The organism is Microbacterium excoecariae (assembly GCF_011326725.1).
Lineage (GTDB): Bacteria > Actinomycetota > Actinomycetes > Actinomycetales > Microbacteriaceae > Microbacterium > Microbacterium excoecariae.
In genome coordinates this window covers 2,071,702-2,089,928 of the sequence record NZ_JAANCO010000001.1, presented here as the reverse complement: position 1 = coordinate 2,089,928, position 18,227 = coordinate 2,071,702, and the positions used below count along the sequence as shown (strand labels likewise).

The window sequence follows — 18,227 nt, the reverse complement described above, 5'->3', positions numbered from 1 at the left end:
CTGAATGATTCGGATGAGCGGGGGCGGGTGCCCGCCCCCGCGTCCGTCATTCGCCGAGCGCGGCGCGGATCCCGTCGACGATCCGCGGGTCGACCTGGCCCCAGTACGCGAGGAAGCGTTCCCGGATCGCCTCGACCGTGAGCGCGCGGTACTGGCCCGCCAGCGTGTCGTGGAACCGCGATCGGGCGGCGTCCGAAAAGACCTCGCCGTAGAGGGTCGCGGCCTGCCCGAAATCGTCGTCCTCGCTGTGCAGCGTGTAGGCGCTGCGCACGAGCTCGCCGTCGGACTCCCAGGACGCCTCGACCGCGCGGGCCGGGTCGGCGCGTGGCCCGTCGAACGAGTTCGGCGCGTAGACCGGGGTCCCGGCGGGGTTCGCGTGATAGCGCATCGCGCCCTCGTGCTGGTACGTGAACACGGGCGCCGCGTGCGGCTGGTTCACCGGAAGCTGGCTGAAGTTCGCGCCGATGCGGTGGCGGTGCGCGTCGTTGTAGGCGAAGACGCGCGCCATGAGCATCTTGTCCGGCGAGATCCCCGTACCCGGGACCTGGTTGCCCGGCGAGAAAGCGGCCTGCTCGATGTCCGCGAAGAAGTTCTGCGGATTCCGGTTGAGCGTGAACTCGCCGACGCGGATCCGCGGGTAGTCCTCGAAGGGCCACACCTTCGTCATATCGAACGGGTTGAAGCGATAGGTCTTCGCGTCCTCGTACGGCATCACCTGCACGAACACGTCCCACGTCGGGTAGTCGCCGCGCTCGATTGCCTCAAACAGGTCGCGGCGGTAGTGGTCGGCGTCGGCCCCGGCCATCTTCTCCGCCTCGTCGGCGGTCATGAGCTCGACGCCCTGGCGCGAGACGAAGTGGTACTGGATCCAGAAGCGCTCGCCGTCCGCCGCGACCCACTGATAGGTGTGCGACCCGTAGCCGTTGAGGTGGCGCCAGGACCGCGACAGGCCCCGGTCGCCCATGAGGTAGGTCACCTGGTGCGCGGACTCGGGCGACAGGGTCCAGAAGTCCCACTGCATGTCCGCGTTGCGCAGCCCCGCGGCGCCCGTGCGCTTCTGGGAGTGGATGAAGTCGGGGAACTTCATCGCGTCCCGAATGAAGAAGATGGGGGTGTTGTTGCCCACGATGTCGAGGTTGCCGTCGGACGTGTAGAACCGCAGCGCGAACCCGCGCACGTCGCGCCAGGTGTCCGGGGACCCCTGCTCTCCGGCGACCGAGGAGAAGCGGAGGAGGACCTCCGACTCCGCGCCGGGCTGGAAGACGGCCGCCCGGGTATAACGAGAGACGTCCTCGGTGACGCGGAAGGTGCCGAAGGCACCGCCGCCCTTCGCGTGCGGATTGCGCTCGGGCACCCGCTCGCGGTTGAAGGAGGCCAGCTTCTCGACGAGGTAGCGGTCGTGGAGCGCGGTCACCCCGTCCGGGCCGGTCGTCAGCGAGTGCTCGTCGCTCGTGACGGGCGTCCCTGTCTGCGTCGTCGTGTAGTCGATCTCGGCCACGGCTGATCCTTTCCTCGGGAGGCGCCCGCGGCCACCAGCGGGCGCGCCGCTAGCTTGCCCCCGATGGGCCCCGGGTGCAAGGAGTTACAGGCGCCCGGCGCGCTTCAGGGCGAGGTATCGGTCGGCGATCCGCGGGGGGAGGGCCTCCGGCCCGTCGGCGAGCGCCTCCGCGCCCGCGCGCGAGATCGCGGAGGCGACGCGCTCGGCCTCGCGCAGGGCGGCCTCGGCGGCGGCGGCGTGGAACACCTCCGTCATGCTCCCCGCCGACCGCGCGGCCTCGGCGAGGCCCGTGTCGGTGACGGTGCCCACGATGACCGCGGTCCCGCCGCGGGCGAGGCCGGGGAGCCTGGCGAGGAACGCGCGCGAGCTCGTCACGTCGTCCTGCGCCGTGAGGAGGACGACGAGGCTGGGGCGCCGGGCCATCCGGCGCGCCTCGGCGAGCGCCGCGTCCCAGTCCGTGTCGATGAGACGCGCGTCGACGCCGGCGAGCGCGTCCGCGATCGCCGGGAGCAGGTCGGCGCCCGACGCGCCCGACACCCGCGCGCGGGCCTCCCGGTCGAAGGCGACGAGGTGCACGTGATCTCCCGCGCGGTCGGCGAGCGCCGCCACGAGCATCGCCGCCTCGAACGTCGCGTCGAGGCGCGTGCCGTCCTCGACGCGGGTGGCCGCCGTCCGCCCCGTGTCGATCACGATCGTCACGTGCCGATCGCGCTCGGGGCGCCAGGTCCGGACGACCGTCTCGCGCGACCGCGCCGTCGCGCGCCAGTCGATCGACCGCACGTCGTCGCCCGGCACGTACGCGCGCAGCGAGTCGAACTCCGTGCCGCGCCCCCGCACGAGGAGGGACGTCGACCCGTCGAGCTCGCGGAGACGCGCGACGCGGCTGGCGAGGTGCCGCCTTGCCCGAAACGGCGGGAGCACGCGGACCCGCGCCTCCGAGGCGATGCTTGCCTGCCGCCCGGCAACGCCGAGCGGTCCGAGCGTGCGCACCGTGACGAAGGCGCTCACGATCTCCCCCCGCCGCCGGGGAAGGAGGCCCACGTCGAGGGTCCGCGATTCGTGCGGGGGGATCCGCGCGGTCAGGCGCTCCGCGGGCGCACCCGCGGTCGGCTGCCACGCGTCGCGGGCGCGGAGCGACACCGTGCGCCCGCCCGTGTTGACGAACCGGATCCGCGTGAGGACGGATTCGCCGAGCCGCGCGCGCGCCGGCGCGTCCCGGCCGATGCGGAGGGCGTCGGGCCGCGGCGCCGCGAGCGCGTCGATCGCCGCGACGGTGACGCACACCACCACCCACGCGCCGAGGATCCCCCAGGCGCGCGGCGCCGTGGCGCCGAGCGCGACGAGCGGCACGGCGCCTGCGGCGACGAGGAGGGGGAAGCGTCCGGTGACGAACACGTCGCTAGCGGGGGACCGGGGTCTGGGCGAGCGCCGACCGCAGCACGGCGTCCACGGAGACGCCCTCGATCTCGGCGTCGGGGCGCAGCTGGATCCGGTGGCGCCACACCGGCACGACCATCGCCTGGACGTGATCCGGCGTGATCGCCGGGTAGCCGCCGAGCCACGCCCACGCCTTCGCCGCGGCGAGGAGGGCCGTGGCGGCGCGCGGGCTGGCGCCGAGCTCGACCGACGGCGCGTCGCGGGTGGCCCGCGCGAGGTCGACGATGTAGGCCAGCACGTCGGCCGTCGCGGATACGGCGTCCACGGCGGACTGCGCCGCGAGGATGTCGGCGGGCGCGAGGGCCGGCTCGATGGCCTCGAGGTGGCGGGGCGAGAAGCCCTCTGCGTGGCGGCGGAGCACGCCGATCTCGGTGTCGCGGTCCGGGACGGAGATCGTGAGCTTCAGGAGGAAGCGATCCAGCTGCGCCTCGGGGAGGGAATACGTGCCCTCGTGCTCGACGGGGTTCTGCGTCGCGGCGACGAGGAACGGCTCGGGCAGGGCCCGCGTGACCCCGTCGCTCGAGACCTGGCGCTCCTCCATCGCCTCCAGGAGCGCCGACTGGGTCTTGGGCGGCGTCCGGTTGATCTCGTCGGCGAGGAGCACGTTGGTGAACACGGGGCCGGGCCGGAAGGCAAACTCTCCGGCCGTCGCGTCGTAGACCAGCGAGCCGGACACGTCGCCCGGCATGAGGTCGGGCGTGAACTGCACGCGCGCCGTGTCGAGGCCCAGCGCGCGGGCGAAGCTGCGCACGAGCAGCGTCTTCGCGACGCCCGGCACGCCCTCGACGAGCGCGTGGCCGCGCGCGAGCAGGGCGATGAGGAGCCCGCTCACGGCGCCGTCCTGGCCCACCACGGCCTTGGCGACCTCGCCGCGCACGCGCGCGATGGCCTCGCGGAGGCGGTCGGCGTCGGGGCCGGGCGTCTGGGCGGAATCGGTCATGTCGTGGGTCCTTCCCCCGGATCGTCAGGTGAAACGGCGCGCTCGAGCGCGCGCAGGTCGTGGGCGAACAGGTAGAGCGCCGCCTCGTCGCGCGGGAGGTCGGCGAGAAGCACGCGGGTGGCGGCCGGGTCGGCGCGACCGCTGGCGACGATCGCCTGGGCGGTGGCCGGCGCGGAAAGATCGGGCGCGAGCGCCAGGTGCCGGCGGATCCGCGCAAGGGCGCCGTCACGGAGCGCCGCGGCCGCGTGGTCGGCCTCTCCCGCCGCCCGATAGAGCCGGGCGCGTCCCTCGAGCGTCTCGGACTGGCGCACCGTGACGGGCAGCCGCTCGGCCACGAGGGGTCCGAACCGGCGCCCGCGCCAGAGCGCGGCGGCGACGACCACGAGGACGCCGAGGGCGCTCGCCGGCGTGACCCACGCGGGCGTGAGATCCCCCAGCCCGGGCGCTGCGCCGGTCGCCCCGGCGTCGGTCGGCGAGGGGACGTACCAGACGACCTCGTCCGTGCCGCCGATGAGGCCGAGCGCGAGCGCCGCGTTGCCCTCCTCGGCGAGGACCGCATTGGCGAGGACCGCGCGGCCATCGAGCGCGGCGATCCAGGACCCGGAGGCGAGCTCGGCACGCACGAGGCCATACCCCTCGTCGACGGGGTAGCACGCGGTGACGCCGCCCGTCGCGCCCGTCGCGTACGCGGCGCCGACCGTGGCCGCGCCCGCGTTCGATGCGGCCGGCAGGTCGCACGCGGGGCGGACGGGCGAGCCGTCGCCGAGCCCGCCGTACCCGATGCCGGGGAAGAATGCGCCGAGCGCGAGGGTGTCGGCATCGAGGAGCACGGTTCCCGCGGCCCCGTCCGCGAGGGCGCGGAGCGCGTCGACGTCGACCAGGCGCGCGTCCGTGACGACGAGCGTCGCGTCCGGCGTGAGCGCCGCGCGCGCCTCGTCGAGATCGTGCGCCGGGGTGACCCGCGCGCCACGGCCTTCCAGGAGCTGGACGACGGCGCGCGCGCCGTCGTAGCGCGGGCTGTCGGGGGAGAGGGGATCCGGCGCCGTCCACTCGCGCTCGAGCGCGACACCGATGCCCGCCGCGGCGAGCACGAGGATCGCGATCGCGGCCCAGGCCGCGATGGCCCGCGCCCGGCGACGCGGGCGCGGGGACGGGGCCGTATGCGCGGGCAGGACGGTCACGCGAACGCCTCGTCGGGAGCCCGGTCGGGCCGGGCCGCCTGGATGCGGGCGTCGAGTTCCGCGATCCGGTCCGCCTGCGCGCGCGTGCCCGCGCGGCGGAGGTAGCGCACGTCGTCGAACGCGTCCGTGGCGGCCTGAAGCGCGGACCGTTCGCGCGCGAAGAAGCCCTGCGCGCGCGGGCAGAACGCCTGGGCCGTCTCGCCGGGGCGTTCCTCGACGAGGCCGCGTTCGCCGAGACCGCGCGCGAGCGCGCGGTACCCCGCGAGGACGGCGGTGTCGAAGTCCCCGTGCGACCGGGCCGCGGCGGCCTCGCGGCGAAGCTCCGCCGCGGGGCGCGCGTCGCCGTCGAACAGCGCGGCGGGGCCCGGCACCTGGCCGCCGCGCTCTCCGCGGGGAAGGCCCCAGATCCAGAACGCGAGAAGCACCGCGACGGCGACGAGCGCGATCGCGAGGACGGTCCACCAGGGGCTCCACCCCGTGCCCGCGACGTTCGGCGAGAACAGGGACTGCACAAACTCGCCGATCGCCTGCGCCACGCGATCGAAGAGCGTCGGTTCGGCCTCCCGATAGACGGGATCCGCGAGCTCCTGCTCCGCCCACTCCCGCGCGTCGTCGCGATCGACGAGCGCGGCCACCCCCCGCATCACGTCGGCGGCGCGGGCGGCGCCCACGTTCCCGGGCCGGGTTGCGGCGCCGGCCGGGGAGGGAGGGGCTCCGGGTATGCGCTCGGCGCGGGGGCCGCGGCGGGGGAGGGTGCGGCGTAGACGGGGTGGCCCACGGCGGGCGCCGTCGCGGGGGAAGCCGCGGCCCGGTCCCGCTCCACGGTGTAGGGGTCGCCCGACGCGCCGCCGGATTCGACGTACCGCTGCATGCGCAGGTCGATCCCCTCGTCGCGCATGCGCGCATCGAGATAGGTCAGGGCGCCGCCAGCCGACAGCACGATCGTGAGGATGGCCGACACGACGAAGGAGAACACCGACACGAGGAAGGTGACCCCGAGGGATCCGGCGATCGCCGCGGCGGAGGGCTCGCCGCCCGCTCCCGTCGCGAACGGGATGAAGAGCCCGATGACGATCTGCGACACGAGCGACCCCAGCCCCGAGACGACGCCGGCGGCCGTGTTCGTGATGACCGCGAGGATCGCGACAACGCCGAACGTCGCCCAGAACCGCCCCCGCGTAAGGGCCCAGGAGCGGCGGATCCCGGCGATCGGGCCGGCGCCCTCGAGGACGATGGCGGAGGGGACGAGGAACAGCTTCGTGCCGAGCCAGGCGTACACGACGAGCCCGCCGAGGATCGCGGCGAGGATGACGAACACGAACGCGACCCAGGCGGGCGGCGTGTTGACCAGCGCCAGCGCGACGGCGGGAACCGCCAGGAGCGCGAGCGCCAGGGTCGTGGCGAGGGCGACGAGCAGCGAGTATCCGAACAGCCGCCAAAACGCGGGCCCGACCCGCCTCCAGAGGCGGGAGAGCGGCGCGCGCTCGCCGAGCGCCGCGTGCGCGACCTCCGCGACCACGACACCCTGGGCGAGGATGGTCACCGCCGAGAGCGCGAACGCCATCACGAGGCTCGAGATGAGCACGATCGCGGTGGCGCCCCACATCAGCTGCTCGAACTCGGGGGACGTCGGGGACACGGTGTCGGCCCGGGAGAAGGCCGCGAAGGAGATCCCGCCGATTGCGGCGAGGAACAGCACCATCGCGAGGGTCTGCACCCCGACGACGAAGAGCAACAGCACCTTCGGGTTACCCTTCAGCACCCGGAACGATGCGCCGAGGATCGTTCCGAAACCGTAGGGATACAGCGGCACGAGGCCCGGGCGTGGCGCGGGCGTCCAGCCCGGCGTCGATGGATATGTCACGTGAATCCTCCCCGCGCCTATCGTTCCACACGCCCTCGGCCCGCGCGCGGTGTGGCACGGCTCGTCCGGCGGCGCGCCGATTACGCTGGGGGCATGACTGGACGCATCCTCGTGGTCGACGATGACACCGCTCTCGCCGAGATGATCGGCATCGTCCTCGGCACGGACGGTTTCGAGACCGCGTTCTGCGCGGACGGCGAGGCGGCCGTCGCGGCCTGGCGCGCGGAAAAGCCGGACCTCGTGCTTCTGGACCTCATGCTCCCGGGCAAGGACGGCATCGCGATCTGTCGCGAGATTCGCGCGGAGAGCGGCGTGCCGATCATCATGCTCACGGCCCGCTCGGACACGACCGACGTCGTCTCGGGCCTCGAGGCGGGCGCCGACGACTACATCGTCAAGCCCTTCAACCCGCAGGAGCTCGTGGCGCGGATCCGCACCCGCCTGCGCCCCGTCCTCGCGGACGACGCGCAGAGCCTCCGGATCGGCGACCTCGCGATCGACGTTGCGGCGCACGAGGTGCGACGTGGCGACGCGGCCATTTCCCTGACACCGCTCGAGTTCGAGCTGCTCGTCGCCCTCGCGTCGAAGCCGCAGCAGGTGTTCACGCGCGAGCAGCTCCTGGAGCAGGTGTGGGGGTACCACTACAAGGCCGACACGCGACTCGTGAACGTCCACGTCCAGCGCCTTCGCTCGAAGATCGAGATCGACCCCGACAACCCGCGCATCGTCATGACGGTGCGCGGCGTGGGGTACCGCGCCGGCGCCGTCGCCTGACATCGACATGCCCCTGTTCCGGCCCCGCGTGCGCGCGATCGCCCGCATCGCGCGGCGGGCGCTGCGGCGGCCGGTCGTCGCGTGGCGACAGTCCATGCGCTTTCGCACGATTCTCCTCACGACCGCGACGACGACGCTCGCGATCCTCATCGCGATCGTGTGGGCCGCGCTCGCGATCCAGACCGACCTCTTCGACGCGCGCCGGCAGCAGGTGACGGAGGCGACCAACCGCACCATCGAGTTCACGCAGGAGAGCGTCGCGGACGCCGCGCCGCTCGCGACCGACCGCGCGGCGGTCCAGGCCCTGCGCAACACGATGCTCGACAACCTCAAGACGGCCTCGTCCTCGACCGAGTTCATCCTGGGCTTTCCCATCCCGGAGCAGTCGACCGACCTCGCGCCGAGCGCGTTCACGCTACGCCCCGACCTGTTCGGACCCGAGCTCCTCTCGGACGCCCTGCGGGAACAGGTCCGGACCGTGCCGGATACGCAGTGGTGGCAGTCGATCGCCCTCACGCTGGAGGACGGCAGCGAGATCCCCGCGATCGTGGTCGGGCAGCAGCTCGAGATGCCGGGGGTCGGCGTATACGAGGTATACCTGGCGTATCCGCTGGTGGACGTCGCCGAGACTCTGGCCTTCGTCCAGTTCACGCTGTGGATCACGGGCGTCGCGCTCGTGATCATCGTCGCGGGCATCATGTGGCTCGTGATGCGGGCCGTCACCGCGCCGATCGTCGAGGTCTCCGCGACGAGCGAGCGCTTCGCGGCGGGCGACCTCTCCGCGCGGTTGGCCGCGCACGGCGAGGACGAGCTGGCAAGCCTCGCACGCTCCTTCAACCAGATGGCCGACAGCATCGAGTCGCAGATCCGCGAGCTCGCCGAGCTCTCGCTCGTGCAGCAGCGCTTCGTCTCCGACGTCTCGCACGAGCTGCGCACGCCGCTCACGACGATCCGGCTTGCCGCCGGAGTGCTCTACGGCGAGCGCGGCAGCTTCGCGCCGATCGCGGCGCGCTCGGCCGAGCTTCTGCACGAGCAGGTGAGCCGGTTCGAGGAGCTGCTCACCGACCTCTTGGAGATCAGCCGCTACGACGCGGGATCCGTCGAGCTCGAGCGCGAGGACGTGGGCCTGTCCGAGATCGCGGCGGCGGTCGCGGGCGGCATGGCGGAGATCGCCCGACAGCAGGGGACGGAGCTGCGCGTGCGGCCGGCCGACGGCGACGACATCGTCGAGATGGACGCGCGCCGCGTCCGCCGCGTCCTGCGCAACCTCGTCGGCAACGCCATCGAGCACGGCGAGGGGCAGCCCATCGACATCACGGTCACGGCCGGGCGGGACGCCGTGGCCGTCGGGGTGCGCGACTACGGGCTCGGGATGCGGCCCGAGCACGTCGAGCGCGTGTTCGATCGGTTCTGGCGCGCGGATCCCTCGCGCCAGCGCACGCTCGGGGGTACGGGTCTGGGCCTGTCGATCGCGCTGGGCGACGCGACCCTCCACGGGGGCACGCTCGAGGTCTGGTCCCACCTGGGCGTCGGCACGCACTTCGTGCTCACGCTGCCGCGGGACCGCGACGCCGGGTTTGCGGTCTCTCCGATCGCCGTCGAGCCGCCGGAGGCGCTGACGGTGGGCGATCAGCTCGCGGGGAACGGCCCGACCACCGAGACGCTTGTCGTGCACCACGAGAACACGCGGGAGGGCCACGAATGAGGATGCGAGGCGTGTCGGTGGCCGCGGTGCTCGGGACGGCGATTCTGCTCGCGGGGTGCGCGGGGCTCCCGACCACGGGGTACGTGCAGCCGGGCGAGGAGGTCGGGAGCACGTCGTCCGACGTGCGCTGGCAATTCACGCCGGAGGGCCCTGCGGAGGGCGCCTCGCCCGAGGAGATCGTGCTCGGTTTCCTCGACGCGAGCGAGAGCCCGGCGGGGGATTGGGCCATTGCGCGCGAGTTCCTCACGGCCGACGCCGCGGCCGAATGGGAACCGGAGGCCCGCGTCACGGTCGACAGCGTCAACGAGCGCGAGGTGAGCGACTTCGTGGCGAGCGACGCGTCCGACGACGCGGGCGAGGTGACGGCGCGGGTCACCCCGACCGCCGTCGTGTCCGACGGGGGACAGTACGCCCCGAGCGAGGGCATCGTCCGCCGCCTCTCGTACGAGCTCGCGCTGGTCGACGGCCAGTGGCGGATCTCCGAGGCGCCCGATGGCGTCGTCGTGCAGAGCGGGAGCTTCGAGAGCATCTTCACGGCGCAGGCGGTGTTCTACTCCGCGCCCGGGGGCCGGCTCGTCCCCGACGTGCGATGGCTCGCCGACACGGGCCAGCAGACCCAGCGCCTCACGGAACTCCTCGTCGAGGGCGCCCCGTCGTCCTGGCTTGCGCCCGCGGTGACCACGGCATTCTCGGACGTCACGGTGGCCGGCACCGTCACGATCGAGGGCGGCGTCGCGGCCGTCGCCCTGTCGGAAGAGGCGCTCGAGGCGGCGGACGCCGTGCGGGCGCGGATGCGCTCGCAGCTTGAGAACACGCTCGCCGGCGTCGGCGCGACCGAGGTGCGGATGACGGTCGGCGGCGAGGAGCTGTCGGCGCCGCTCGACAACGTCGTCGACGTCCGGCCGGACGCGCGCGCCATCGCCCTCACCGAGGACGACTTCGGTTATCTCTCGGGCGGCGAGATCACCCCCATCGAGGGGCTGACCGAGGCGATGACCGCGCGGTTCACGCCCGACTCGGCGGAGGGCGATCCCGCCACCGCGATCACGGTGTCCGCCGATCTCGGCCAGGCGATCGTGCAGACCGCGAGCGAACAGCTGTGGCGGGTGCGCGCGGACGGGACCTTCGAGGCGCTGAGCTACGAGGGGGGCTGGGTGCGGCCCTCGCTGGATCCGTTCGGGTACGCGTGGGCGGCGCAGGCGAGCGGCACGGCACCCCTGCGCGTCTGGGGAGGCGGGGAGGGACGCGCCCTCGAGGAGGTGGCCGATTTCTCGGAGATCGTCGCGGTGGAGGTCTCGCGCGACGGGGCGCGCGTGGCGATCGCGGGCGTTCAGGACGACCGCTCGGTCCTCCTCGTCGCGGGCATCGAACGCGACGAGGACGGGGCGCCCGTGGGCCTCACCGATCCGATCGAGATCGGGGCGTACACGGAACCGATCGACGGCGTGGCCTGGGTGGCGGACGCCGTCGTCGCCGCGACGATCCCGTCGGACGGGCGCACCATCATCCGCGAGCAGATCGTGGGAGGAACATCGACGTCGATCACGGCGCCGTACGTCGTCACGGCCATGACGTACGGTAACCCTCAGTCTCGGGAGCGGATCCTCACCTCGGACGGCTCGCTGTATGTGCGCGCGACGACGGGCTGGGGACAGGCGGGACAGGGCGTCGTCGTGCTCGCCACGCAGATGGGCGCGCCCCCCGCGCTCTGACGCGTCCCCACCCCGCGCCGGAGGCGGCTTCTCCCCGGCGCGGGGTCGCCGTCGGGGTGGTGGGCGCGCGGATCCGCCAGGGTCGAGGAATGGATCCGATGCGCTCGCGGTGGCACGAGGCCCTCGGTCTCGTGCTGCCCGTGGGGTGCGCGGGGTGTGGGGCGCCGGGCGAGGCCGTGTGCAGGCTGTGCCGCGGCGCATGCCGGCCCGCGCCGCACGCGATCGCGCTGCCGGGGGACGCGGGCACGGCGTGGGCGGGTCTCGCGTACGACGGCGTTCCCGCGCGCGTCCTGCGCGCGCTCAAGCAGTCGGGGCGGACCGGCGTCGCCCGGGCGCTGGCTCCGGCCCTCGCCGCGGCGCTCGAGGCGGCCTCGGACGGCGGGCCCGTCTGGGCCGTTCCCGTCCCGCAGCGGCCGGAATCGGCGAGGCGGCGGGGGTTCCGCGTCGCCGAGCTGCTCCTCGGCGCCGCGGGCGTCTGCCCCCGCCGCGCGTTGCGCTGGCGCCGCGCCGTCGACGACCAGCGCGGCCTGGGGCGCGACGCCCGCGAGGAGAACCTGGCGGGCGCGCTCGTGGCCGATGGCAGCTGCGCCGGACGCGTCGTGCTCGTCGACGACGTGCTGACCTCGGGCGCAACCCTCGCGGAGGCCGTGCGCGCCGCGCGACACGCCCGGCTCACCGTCGTCGGGGTCGCCGCGCTGGCCGCCACCCCGGCCCGCGTTCCCGCGCGAGCGGCGGGCGGCGGGCCGCGCGAGGAGATTCATGCGGAACGGAAAGAAATCGATGGGTGACACGGCGGTGAACTCTCAGTACGGTGAGACCACGTAGCGACCGAGGTTCGCTCACTCCGGGCGAACCGGAATGGGAGGCACAGGATGGACACCAGCATCGTCGGCGTGGGCGTCAGCATCACCGATCGGTTCCGCACCGTGATCGATGAGAAGCTCTCGCGCGTCGAGACCCTCGCTCCCCGGGCCGATCGGCTCGACGTCAAGGTCACGCAGTCGGCGCACCATCGGGGGCGCGTCGAGGAGGCCAAGGTCGAGCTGACCGTGACCGGCAAGGGCAAGGTCGCGCGCTCGGAGGCACGCGCCGAGGACAAGTTCCAGGCGCTCGAGGTCGCCCTCGACAAGCTGACGACGCAGCTGCGTCGCGCGAAGGACAAGAAGGTCACGGATCGCCAGCGCCCGCACGGCGCGCACCTCGAGAAGGGCACGGGATCGCTGGCGGGCATCGACATCACCCCCGTCGACGCGGCGACCCTCCACGCCGTCTCGACCGGATCCGTTCCGGTGCAGGAGGAGCAGACGGAGGAGGAGTACTCGCCCGTCGTCATCCGCACCAAGACGTTCGGCCCGGAGTGGATGACCGTCGAGGAGGCCGTCGACCGGATGGAGCTCGTCGGTCACGACTTCTTCCTCTTCGTCGACGCGCGCACCGACCACCCGAGCGTCGTGTACCGTCGCCGCGGCTGGGACTACGGCGTCATCTCGCTCGAGACGCAGGCCCCGCCCGAGGAGCAGCTGGCGAGCTAGCCCCTCACGCGGGCGGGAGTCGCGGCACGGCCTCGACCAGCGCCCGCGTGTAGGGATGCCGGGGCGCGGCGAGCACGGTGCTCGTCGCGCCCCGTTCCACGATGCGGCCCCGCTCGAGCACGAGGGACTCACGGCACAGCTCGGCGACGACGCCGAGGTCGTGCGAGACCATCACGAGCGCCATGTCCTCGCCCTGGAGGAGCTCCTGCAACAGGTCCACGATCGCGACGCGGGTCGTGACGTCCAGCGCGCTGACGGGCTCGTCCGCGAGGAGCACGCGCGGCCGCGCGACGATCGCGCGCGCGATCGCGATGCGTTGGCGCTGCCCGCCGGAGAACTCGTGCGGGAAGCGGCGCGCCGCGTCTTCGGGGAGCCCAACGCGGGCGAGGGCCCGGGCCACGCGCGCGCGGGCCTCGGCGCCGCGGGCGAGACCGAGCGAGACGAGCGGCTCCGCGACGGTCGCGCCGACGCGTCGCCGCGGATCGAGGGACGCGCGCGGGTCCTGGAAGACGCACTGCACATCGCGGCGGAAGGCGCGCATGCGGGCACGGTCGCGGCGCGCGAGCGCCTGGCCGGCGTAGCGGACGGATCCGGCCGTCGGGTTCTCGATCCCCAGCAAGAGTCGGAGGATCGTGGACTTGCCGGCGCCGGACTCGCCGACGATCGCGAGGCGCCCGCCCGCGGGCACCTCCAGCGAGGTCTCGGAGAGCGCGGGCTCGGCGGATCCGCGATAGCGCACGGTGGCCCGGTCGAGGGCGAGGAGGGGGTCGGGGTTCATGCGGTCCTCCCGGGTCGGGCGGCGTTTTCGAAGCGCCGTGCGGCGGCGACGAGGTCGGCCGTGTAGGCCGCGCGCGGTCGCCGGAGGAGGACGTCGACGGGCCCCTCCTCGACCACGGTGCCGGCGCGCAACACGAGTCCGTGATCGGCGATCTGGGAGACGACGGCGAGGTCGTGGCTGACGAAGACGACGGCCATCCCGCGGGAGCGCGCGAGGCGGTCGATGAGGGCGAGCACCTCCGCCTGCACCGACACGTCGAGCGCGGTCGTCGGCTCGTCGGCGAGGAGGACCCGCGGATCCGCCGCGAGCGCGATCGCGAGCGCCACGCGCTGGCGTTGTCCGCCCGACAGCTCGTGAGGGAAGGCGCGCCGGATCCGCGGATCCGTCAGGGCGACGTCCGCGAACAGCCGCGTCGTCTCGTCGCGGAGCGCCGCGCCGCGCAGCCGCCGGTGCCGCGCGAGGGGGAGCGCGACCTGCCGCCCCACCCGCATGAGCGGGTCGAGCGCCGTCGCGGGCTCCTGGAACACCGGCGCGGCGACGCGCCCGCGCACGCGGACGAGGTCGCGCTCGGGCGAGGCGAGGGCGTCCACGCCGCCCAGGCGGATCCGCCCCGACGCGGTCAGCGGCTCCGGGAGCAGGCCGAGGATCGCGAGCGTCGTGAGCGACTTGCCGGAGCCGGACTCGCCGATCAGGCCGATCCGCTCGCCCGGGCGCACGGAGAAGCTGAGGTCGTCCACGAGCACCCGGTCGCCGGCGCGGATCGTGAGGCCGTCCACCTCGAGCACGGGCGCGGTCACGATGCCCTCCCGACGCGCGGGGTGCCGGGGTCGAGCACGTCGCGGAGGCCGTCGGCGATGAGGTTCACGCCCACGACGAGGACGATGAGGAGGATCCCCGGCACGATCGCGCCGGCGGGCTGCACGAGGACGGTTTGCTGCGCCTCCTGCAGGAGGCGCCCCCACGAGGCGTTCGGCGGCGGCGCCCCGAGGCCGAGGTACGACAGGCTCGCCTCGGCCAGGACTGCAAGGCCGAACTGCAGCGCGAGGCTGACCGCCAGCGTCGTCCACACATTGGGGAGGATGTGGCCGACAACGAGGCCCGGCCAGCGCGTTCCCGCGGCGCGCGCGGCGGTCACGAAGTCGGCCTCGAGCACGCGCCCCGCGAGGATCCGGGTCAGCCGCGCGATGATCGCGCTCTGCGCGATGCCGATCGCGAGGATGGCCGTGCCGAGGCTCGCGGGCTGCGCCGCGACGATCAGCATCGCGACGAGGAGCGTGGGGAAGGCGATGAGAATGTCGAGGAACGCCGCGATCGTGTCGTTGAGCCAGCCGCGCGCGAAGGCCGCCGCGATGCCGCACGCGACGCCGAGCACCGCGGCGATGGCCACGGCGCCGAGGCCGGATGCGAGCGCGATCCGGGCGCCGATCATGACCTGGGTGACGAGGTCGCGCCCGAGCCGGTCGGTGCCGAGCGGGTATCCGTCCGTCCCGGGCGGGACGAGGCGACCGCCCGACGTGTCGGACAGCGGGTGGGGGAGCCAGACGAACGAGACGAGCGCGATCAGGGCGATGAGTCCCGCCAGCGCGATGCCGGCGGCGAGCGTCGCGCGACGCCGCGTCATGACGCGGCCCCCGCCGCGCCGACGCGCGGATCGATGAGGCGCTGGCAGATGTCCGCGACGAAGCCGATGACGAGGACCGCCAGCGTCGTCACGACGAGCACGCCCTGGATCACGGGGTAGTCGTGCTGTTCGATGCCGGTCACGAGGAGGGATCCGAGTCCCGGGAGGGCGAACACCTGCTCGACGACGACGGCGCCGAGCAGCGCGGAGGCCAGCTCGATGCCGAGCACCGCGACCACGGGGGCGGCGGCGCTGCGCGCGCCGTGCTGGCGCATCGCCTGACCGAACGTGGCGCCCATTGCGCGCGCCGTGCGCACGAAGTCGCTGCCCGCGACGTCGAGCACCGCCGAGCGCACGTATCGGATGAGGGACGCGCTCATGACGATCGCGACGGTGACGACGGGCAGTACGAGGTCGGTCGCGGCGGCGAGCGGATCCGCCCATCCGTCGATGGGGAACCCGCCGGCGGGGAGGATCCGCAGGCGCAGCGCGAAGACCACGATGAGGATCATGCCGAGCCAGAACACGGGGACGGCGATGCCGAGCTGCGCCACGGCGCCGAGCGCCTGGCCGTACCACGTGCGCGCGCGCGTCGCGGCCACGTAGCCGCACGGCAGGGCGATGGCGACCGCGAGCGCGAACGCCGCGGCGGTCAGCGGGAGCGTGACGCGCAGGCGCTGGACGACCTCGGGGCCGACCGGCAGCCCGCTGACGAGGGACGTGCCGAGGTCGCCCGTCGCGGCCTGCGCGATCCACGCGGCGAACTGCGCGGGCAGCGGCTGGTCGGATCCCACCGCGGCGCGCGCCGCCTCGATCTGCTCCTTCGTCGCCCCGACGCTCGCGAGCGCGTTGGCGGGGTCGCCCGGCAGCACGCGGAGGAGGAAGAACACGACCACGCTCGCGAGCGCGAGCGAGACGAGGAGGAAGGCGGCGCGCCGCAGCAGGAATCGCGTCACGCGCGCGTCACGCCGCCTTCTCGATGTCGTACGCGAAGAACTGCGAGTTGAGGCCGTTGACGGGATAGCCCGACAGCGCCGACGAGGCCACGACGATCTGGGGGTACAGGTAGAGCCACTCGCTCGCGGCCTCCTCGGCCGTCGTGCGCGCGACGAGCTTCAGCAGCTCGGTCTGCTCGGCCTCGCTCGAGACGAGCTCGGACTGCGCGACCCACTCCTGGACCTCGGCGTTGTCGTATCCCCAATAGAAGTCGGGGTTGCCGTACCAGACGAGGTCGCGGTCGTTCACGTGCTCCTGCATCGTGGCCTCGAAGTCGCGGTTCTGATAGACCTTCGTGTACCACTCGTCCGAGGTGATCGAGTTGATCTCTACCGTGATGCCGACCTCGGCGAGCTGCGACTGGATGAACGTGGCGGCGGTCGGGTGCGGATCGTAGCTCGGCGTGTCGAGCGTGAAGGTGAACCCGTCTTCGTAGCCCGCCTCGGCGAGGAGGCCCGCGGCGCGGTCCGGATCGTACGAGTCGAGGTCCGTCAGGTCCTCGAACCACGGATCCGTCGGCGGCACCATCGAGCCGATGAGCGTGCCGTAGTCGCCCCACACCGACTCGAGGAGCTTCTCGTCGTCGATCGCGGCGGACACGGCCTGGCGGACCCGGACGTCGTCAAAGGGCGCGGCCGCGTCGTTGAACGCCAAAAGCAGCTTCGTCGTCGAGTTTCCGTCGGTGATCGTGAAGTCGTCGGTCTGCTCGAACTGCGCGAGCCCGTCCGGGGACTGCTGGCTCGTGACGACGTCGACGGCGCCCGTGAGGAGCGCGTTGTTCAGCGAGGTCGCGTCGCTGAAGTAGGTGAACACGACGCCGCCGTTGGTGGGCGCCTCGCCCCAGTAGTCGTCGTTGCGCACGAGGCTGAGGGCGGATCCGCGAGTCCAGGTGTCCAGCGTGTACGGGCCCGTGCCGTCGGCCTCGGAGGAGCGGTTGCCCTCAAACGCGCTGTTGACGATCCACACGTAGGAGAGGTTGTAGAGGAAAGAGATGGACCGCTCGGAGAGCGTCACCCGGACGGTCTGGTCGTCGACCGCGGCGACGGAGTCGATGACCTCCAGCTGGCTCTTGCGCGCCGACTGCGAGTCGTCCGCGATGACCTTCTCGATCGAGTAGACGACGTCGTCGGCCGTGAGTGCCTTGCCGCTGCCGAAGGTGACGCCGTCCTGCAGCGTGAAGGTGTAGGTCAGGCCGTCCTCGCTCACCTCGTGCGCGGCGGCGAGCAGTGGCTCGACCTCGCCCGAGTCGGCGAGACGGAACAGGCCCTCGTACACGTTGCCCGTGAGCGCCTCGGTCACGCCCTGCCCGCCGCCGGCGGTGTTGTCGAGGTTCTGGGGCTCGTACAGGGATCCGACGTAGATCGTGGCGTCGGCCTGGGTGACGCCGCCCTCATCGGGGCCGGGGTTCTGGCTCGGAGAGCACGAGGTAAGGACGAGCGCGCCGGCGAGTGCGGCGGCCGCGAGCGGGGTCATGAGGCGCATGGGGATCTCTCTGCTGTGTGTCAGTCGCGAAAGCGCGGCGTCTTTTCGCCGGCCGTGACGGGGACGGCGAGGCGGTTCTGGAGGGGAGGCATGGGGCAGTTGTACTGGTCGCTGAAACCGCACGGCGGGACGAAGGCGCGGTTGAAGTCGAGCGTGACGGCGCCGCCCGCCGGGTCGTCGACGAAGAGGAACCTGCCGGCGCCGTACGTGGCGGATCCGTTCGTCGGATCCCCGAACACGAGGAGGAGCCGGCCGTCGTCGTCGAACGCGCTGAGGGCGTACTCGCGCCCGGCGATCGAGGCGTGGATCGTGCCGGGCACCGCCTTCTCGCGCGTGCCGCCGTTGTCGCGGAGGTGCTCGAAGGCGACGGTGTGCCCGTCGGGCGCGCGCTCGTAGCGGGCGGGGATCACCCAGTCGGGGTCGTACGCGAAGCTGTCGACGCCGGCGAACTGGCGGATCGCGGGGGAGTCGGCGTCCCAGAACCGCAGCCCGTGCTCGGGTGCGCCCGTGTCGATGTTCTCGCGCGTGAGCGTCGTCACGCGCACGGAGGGCGCCAGGCCGTCGCGCGCGGCGTCGAGGTCGGGCGTCTCGCCGGGCCCCAGCCAGCGCGTCTCGACGAGCGCGAGGTTTCCCTCGGGGGCGGTGAGGGCGTCGTGGCGCGCGGCGCGCCAACCGTCCCAGGCGGCGCGATCGGAGGAAGCAGTCAT

17 protein-coding genes are annotated in these 18,227 nt (G+C 73.4%); 5 read left to right on the top strand and 12 right to left on the bottom strand.

Annotated features, from left to right (window positions below):
* Nucleotides 1-46: 46 nt before the first annotated feature.
* The 6 genes from G8E01_RS09675 to G8E01_RS09650 all read right to left on the bottom strand — a co-directional run bounded on the left by G8E01_RS09675 (nucleotide 47) and on the right by G8E01_RS09650 (nucleotide 6,920).
* Entirely contained in the window at nucleotides 47-1,498 is a 1,452-nt protein-coding gene (locus G8E01_RS09675; protein WP_166319067.1) for a catalase, read from the bottom strand.
* A gap of 84 nt (nucleotides 1,499-1,582) precedes the next feature.
* Nucleotides 1,583-2,893, bottom strand: coding sequence for a DUF58 domain-containing protein (locus G8E01_RS09670; protein ID WP_166319064.1), 1,311 nt, complete (start codon nucleotides 2,891-2,893; stop codon nucleotides 1,583-1,585).
* 4 nt (nucleotides 2,894-2,897) lie between these two features.
* Nucleotides 2,898-3,875 (bottom strand): AAA family ATPase, encoded by a 978-nt coding sequence (locus G8E01_RS09665; protein WP_166319061.1) that lies wholly within the window; start codon nucleotides 3,873-3,875, stop codon nucleotides 2,898-2,900.
* A complete protein-coding gene (locus tag G8E01_RS09660) occupies nucleotides 3,872-5,056 on the bottom strand; it encodes a DUF4350 domain-containing protein (RefSeq protein ID WP_166319058.1) in 1,185 nt (394 codons plus the stop codon). Before G8E01_RS09660 ends, G8E01_RS09665 begins: the two co-directional genes overlap by 4 nt.
* The gene (locus G8E01_RS09655; protein WP_205827265.1) at nucleotides 5,053-5,691 is read right to left on the bottom strand and encodes a DUF4129 domain-containing protein; all 639 of its coding nucleotides are present in this window, start codon (nucleotides 5,689-5,691) and stop codon (nucleotides 5,053-5,055) included. Before G8E01_RS09655 ends, G8E01_RS09660 begins: the two co-directional genes overlap by 4 nt.
* Nucleotides 5,692-5,699: 8 nt before the next feature.
* A complete protein-coding gene (locus G8E01_RS09650; RefSeq protein ID WP_166319052.1) occupies nucleotides 5,700-6,920 on the bottom strand; it encodes a DUF7847 domain-containing protein in 1,221 nt (406 codons plus the stop codon).
* Nucleotides 6,921-7,013: 93 nt separating this feature from the next.
* Here G8E01_RS09650 and mtrA point away from each other — a divergent pair, with 93 nt between their 5' ends.
* The 5 genes from mtrA to hpf all read left to right on the top strand — a co-directional run bounded on the left by mtrA (nucleotide 7,014) and on the right by hpf (nucleotide 12,643).
* On the top strand, nucleotides 7,014-7,694 hold the full coding sequence (gene mtrA, locus G8E01_RS09645; protein ID WP_166319049.1) for an MtrAB system response regulator MtrA: 681 nt from the start codon (nucleotides 7,014-7,016) through the stop codon (nucleotides 7,692-7,694).
* Between the two features lie 7 nt (nucleotides 7,695-7,701).
* A complete protein-coding gene (gene mtrB / locus G8E01_RS09640) occupies nucleotides 7,702-9,399 on the top strand; it encodes an MtrAB system histidine kinase MtrB (RefSeq protein WP_166319046.1) in 1,698 nt (565 codons plus the stop codon).
* A gap of 11 nt (nucleotides 9,400-9,410) precedes the next feature.
* Complete coding sequence (locus G8E01_RS09635) at nucleotides 9,411-11,111, top strand: LpqB family beta-propeller domain-containing protein (protein ID WP_166319043.1); 1,701 nt, start codon at nucleotides 9,411-9,413, stop codon at nucleotides 11,109-11,111.
* A gap of 89 nt (nucleotides 11,112-11,200) precedes the next feature.
* A complete protein-coding gene (locus G8E01_RS09630; protein WP_166319040.1) occupies nucleotides 11,201-11,899 on the top strand; it encodes a ComF family protein in 699 nt (232 codons plus the stop codon).
* Nucleotides 11,900-11,983: 84 nt separating this feature from the next.
* Nucleotides 11,984-12,643 (top strand): ribosome hibernation-promoting factor, HPF/YfiA family, encoded by a 660-nt coding sequence (gene hpf / locus G8E01_RS09625; protein WP_155047458.1) that lies wholly within the window; start codon nucleotides 11,984-11,986, stop codon nucleotides 12,641-12,643.
* 4 nt (nucleotides 12,644-12,647) lie between these two features.
* Here the strand turns inward: hpf and G8E01_RS09620 are convergent, their stop codons facing one another.
* From G8E01_RS09620 to G8E01_RS09595, 6 genes are read right to left on the bottom strand one after another with little or no spacing between them, the layout of a single operon-like run.
* A complete protein-coding gene (locus tag G8E01_RS09620) occupies nucleotides 12,648-13,421 on the bottom strand; it encodes an ABC transporter ATP-binding protein (RefSeq protein WP_166319848.1) in 774 nt (257 codons plus the stop codon).
* The gene (locus G8E01_RS09615; RefSeq protein WP_338100787.1) at nucleotides 13,418-14,218 is read right to left on the bottom strand and encodes an ATP-binding cassette domain-containing protein; all 801 of its coding nucleotides are present in this window, start codon (nucleotides 14,216-14,218) and stop codon (nucleotides 13,418-13,420) included. Before G8E01_RS09615 ends, G8E01_RS09620 begins: the two co-directional genes overlap by 4 nt.
* Nucleotides 14,215-15,042 carry an ABC transporter permease gene (locus G8E01_RS09610; RefSeq protein WP_166319037.1) on the bottom strand — a complete coding sequence of 276 codons (828 nt, stop codon included), beginning with the start codon at nucleotides 15,040-15,042 and terminating at the stop codon, nucleotides 14,215-14,217. Before G8E01_RS09610 ends, G8E01_RS09615 begins: the two co-directional genes overlap by 4 nt.
* On the bottom strand, nucleotides 15,039-15,998 hold the full coding sequence (locus G8E01_RS09605) for an ABC transporter permease subunit (protein WP_166319034.1): 960 nt from the start codon (nucleotides 15,996-15,998) through the stop codon (nucleotides 15,039-15,041). The genes G8E01_RS09610 and G8E01_RS09605 overlap by 4 nt, the downstream gene beginning before the upstream one ends.
* Nucleotides 15,999-16,005: 7 nt before the next feature.
* Complete coding sequence (locus tag G8E01_RS09600; RefSeq protein ID WP_166319031.1) at nucleotides 16,006-17,520, bottom strand: ABC transporter substrate-binding protein; 1,515 nt, start codon at nucleotides 17,518-17,520, stop codon at nucleotides 16,006-16,008.
* 20 nt (nucleotides 17,521-17,540) lie between these two features.
* On the bottom strand, nucleotides 17,541-18,227 hold the full coding sequence (locus tag G8E01_RS09595) for a DUF1684 domain-containing protein (RefSeq protein ID WP_166319028.1): 687 nt from the start codon (nucleotides 18,225-18,227) through the stop codon (nucleotides 17,541-17,543).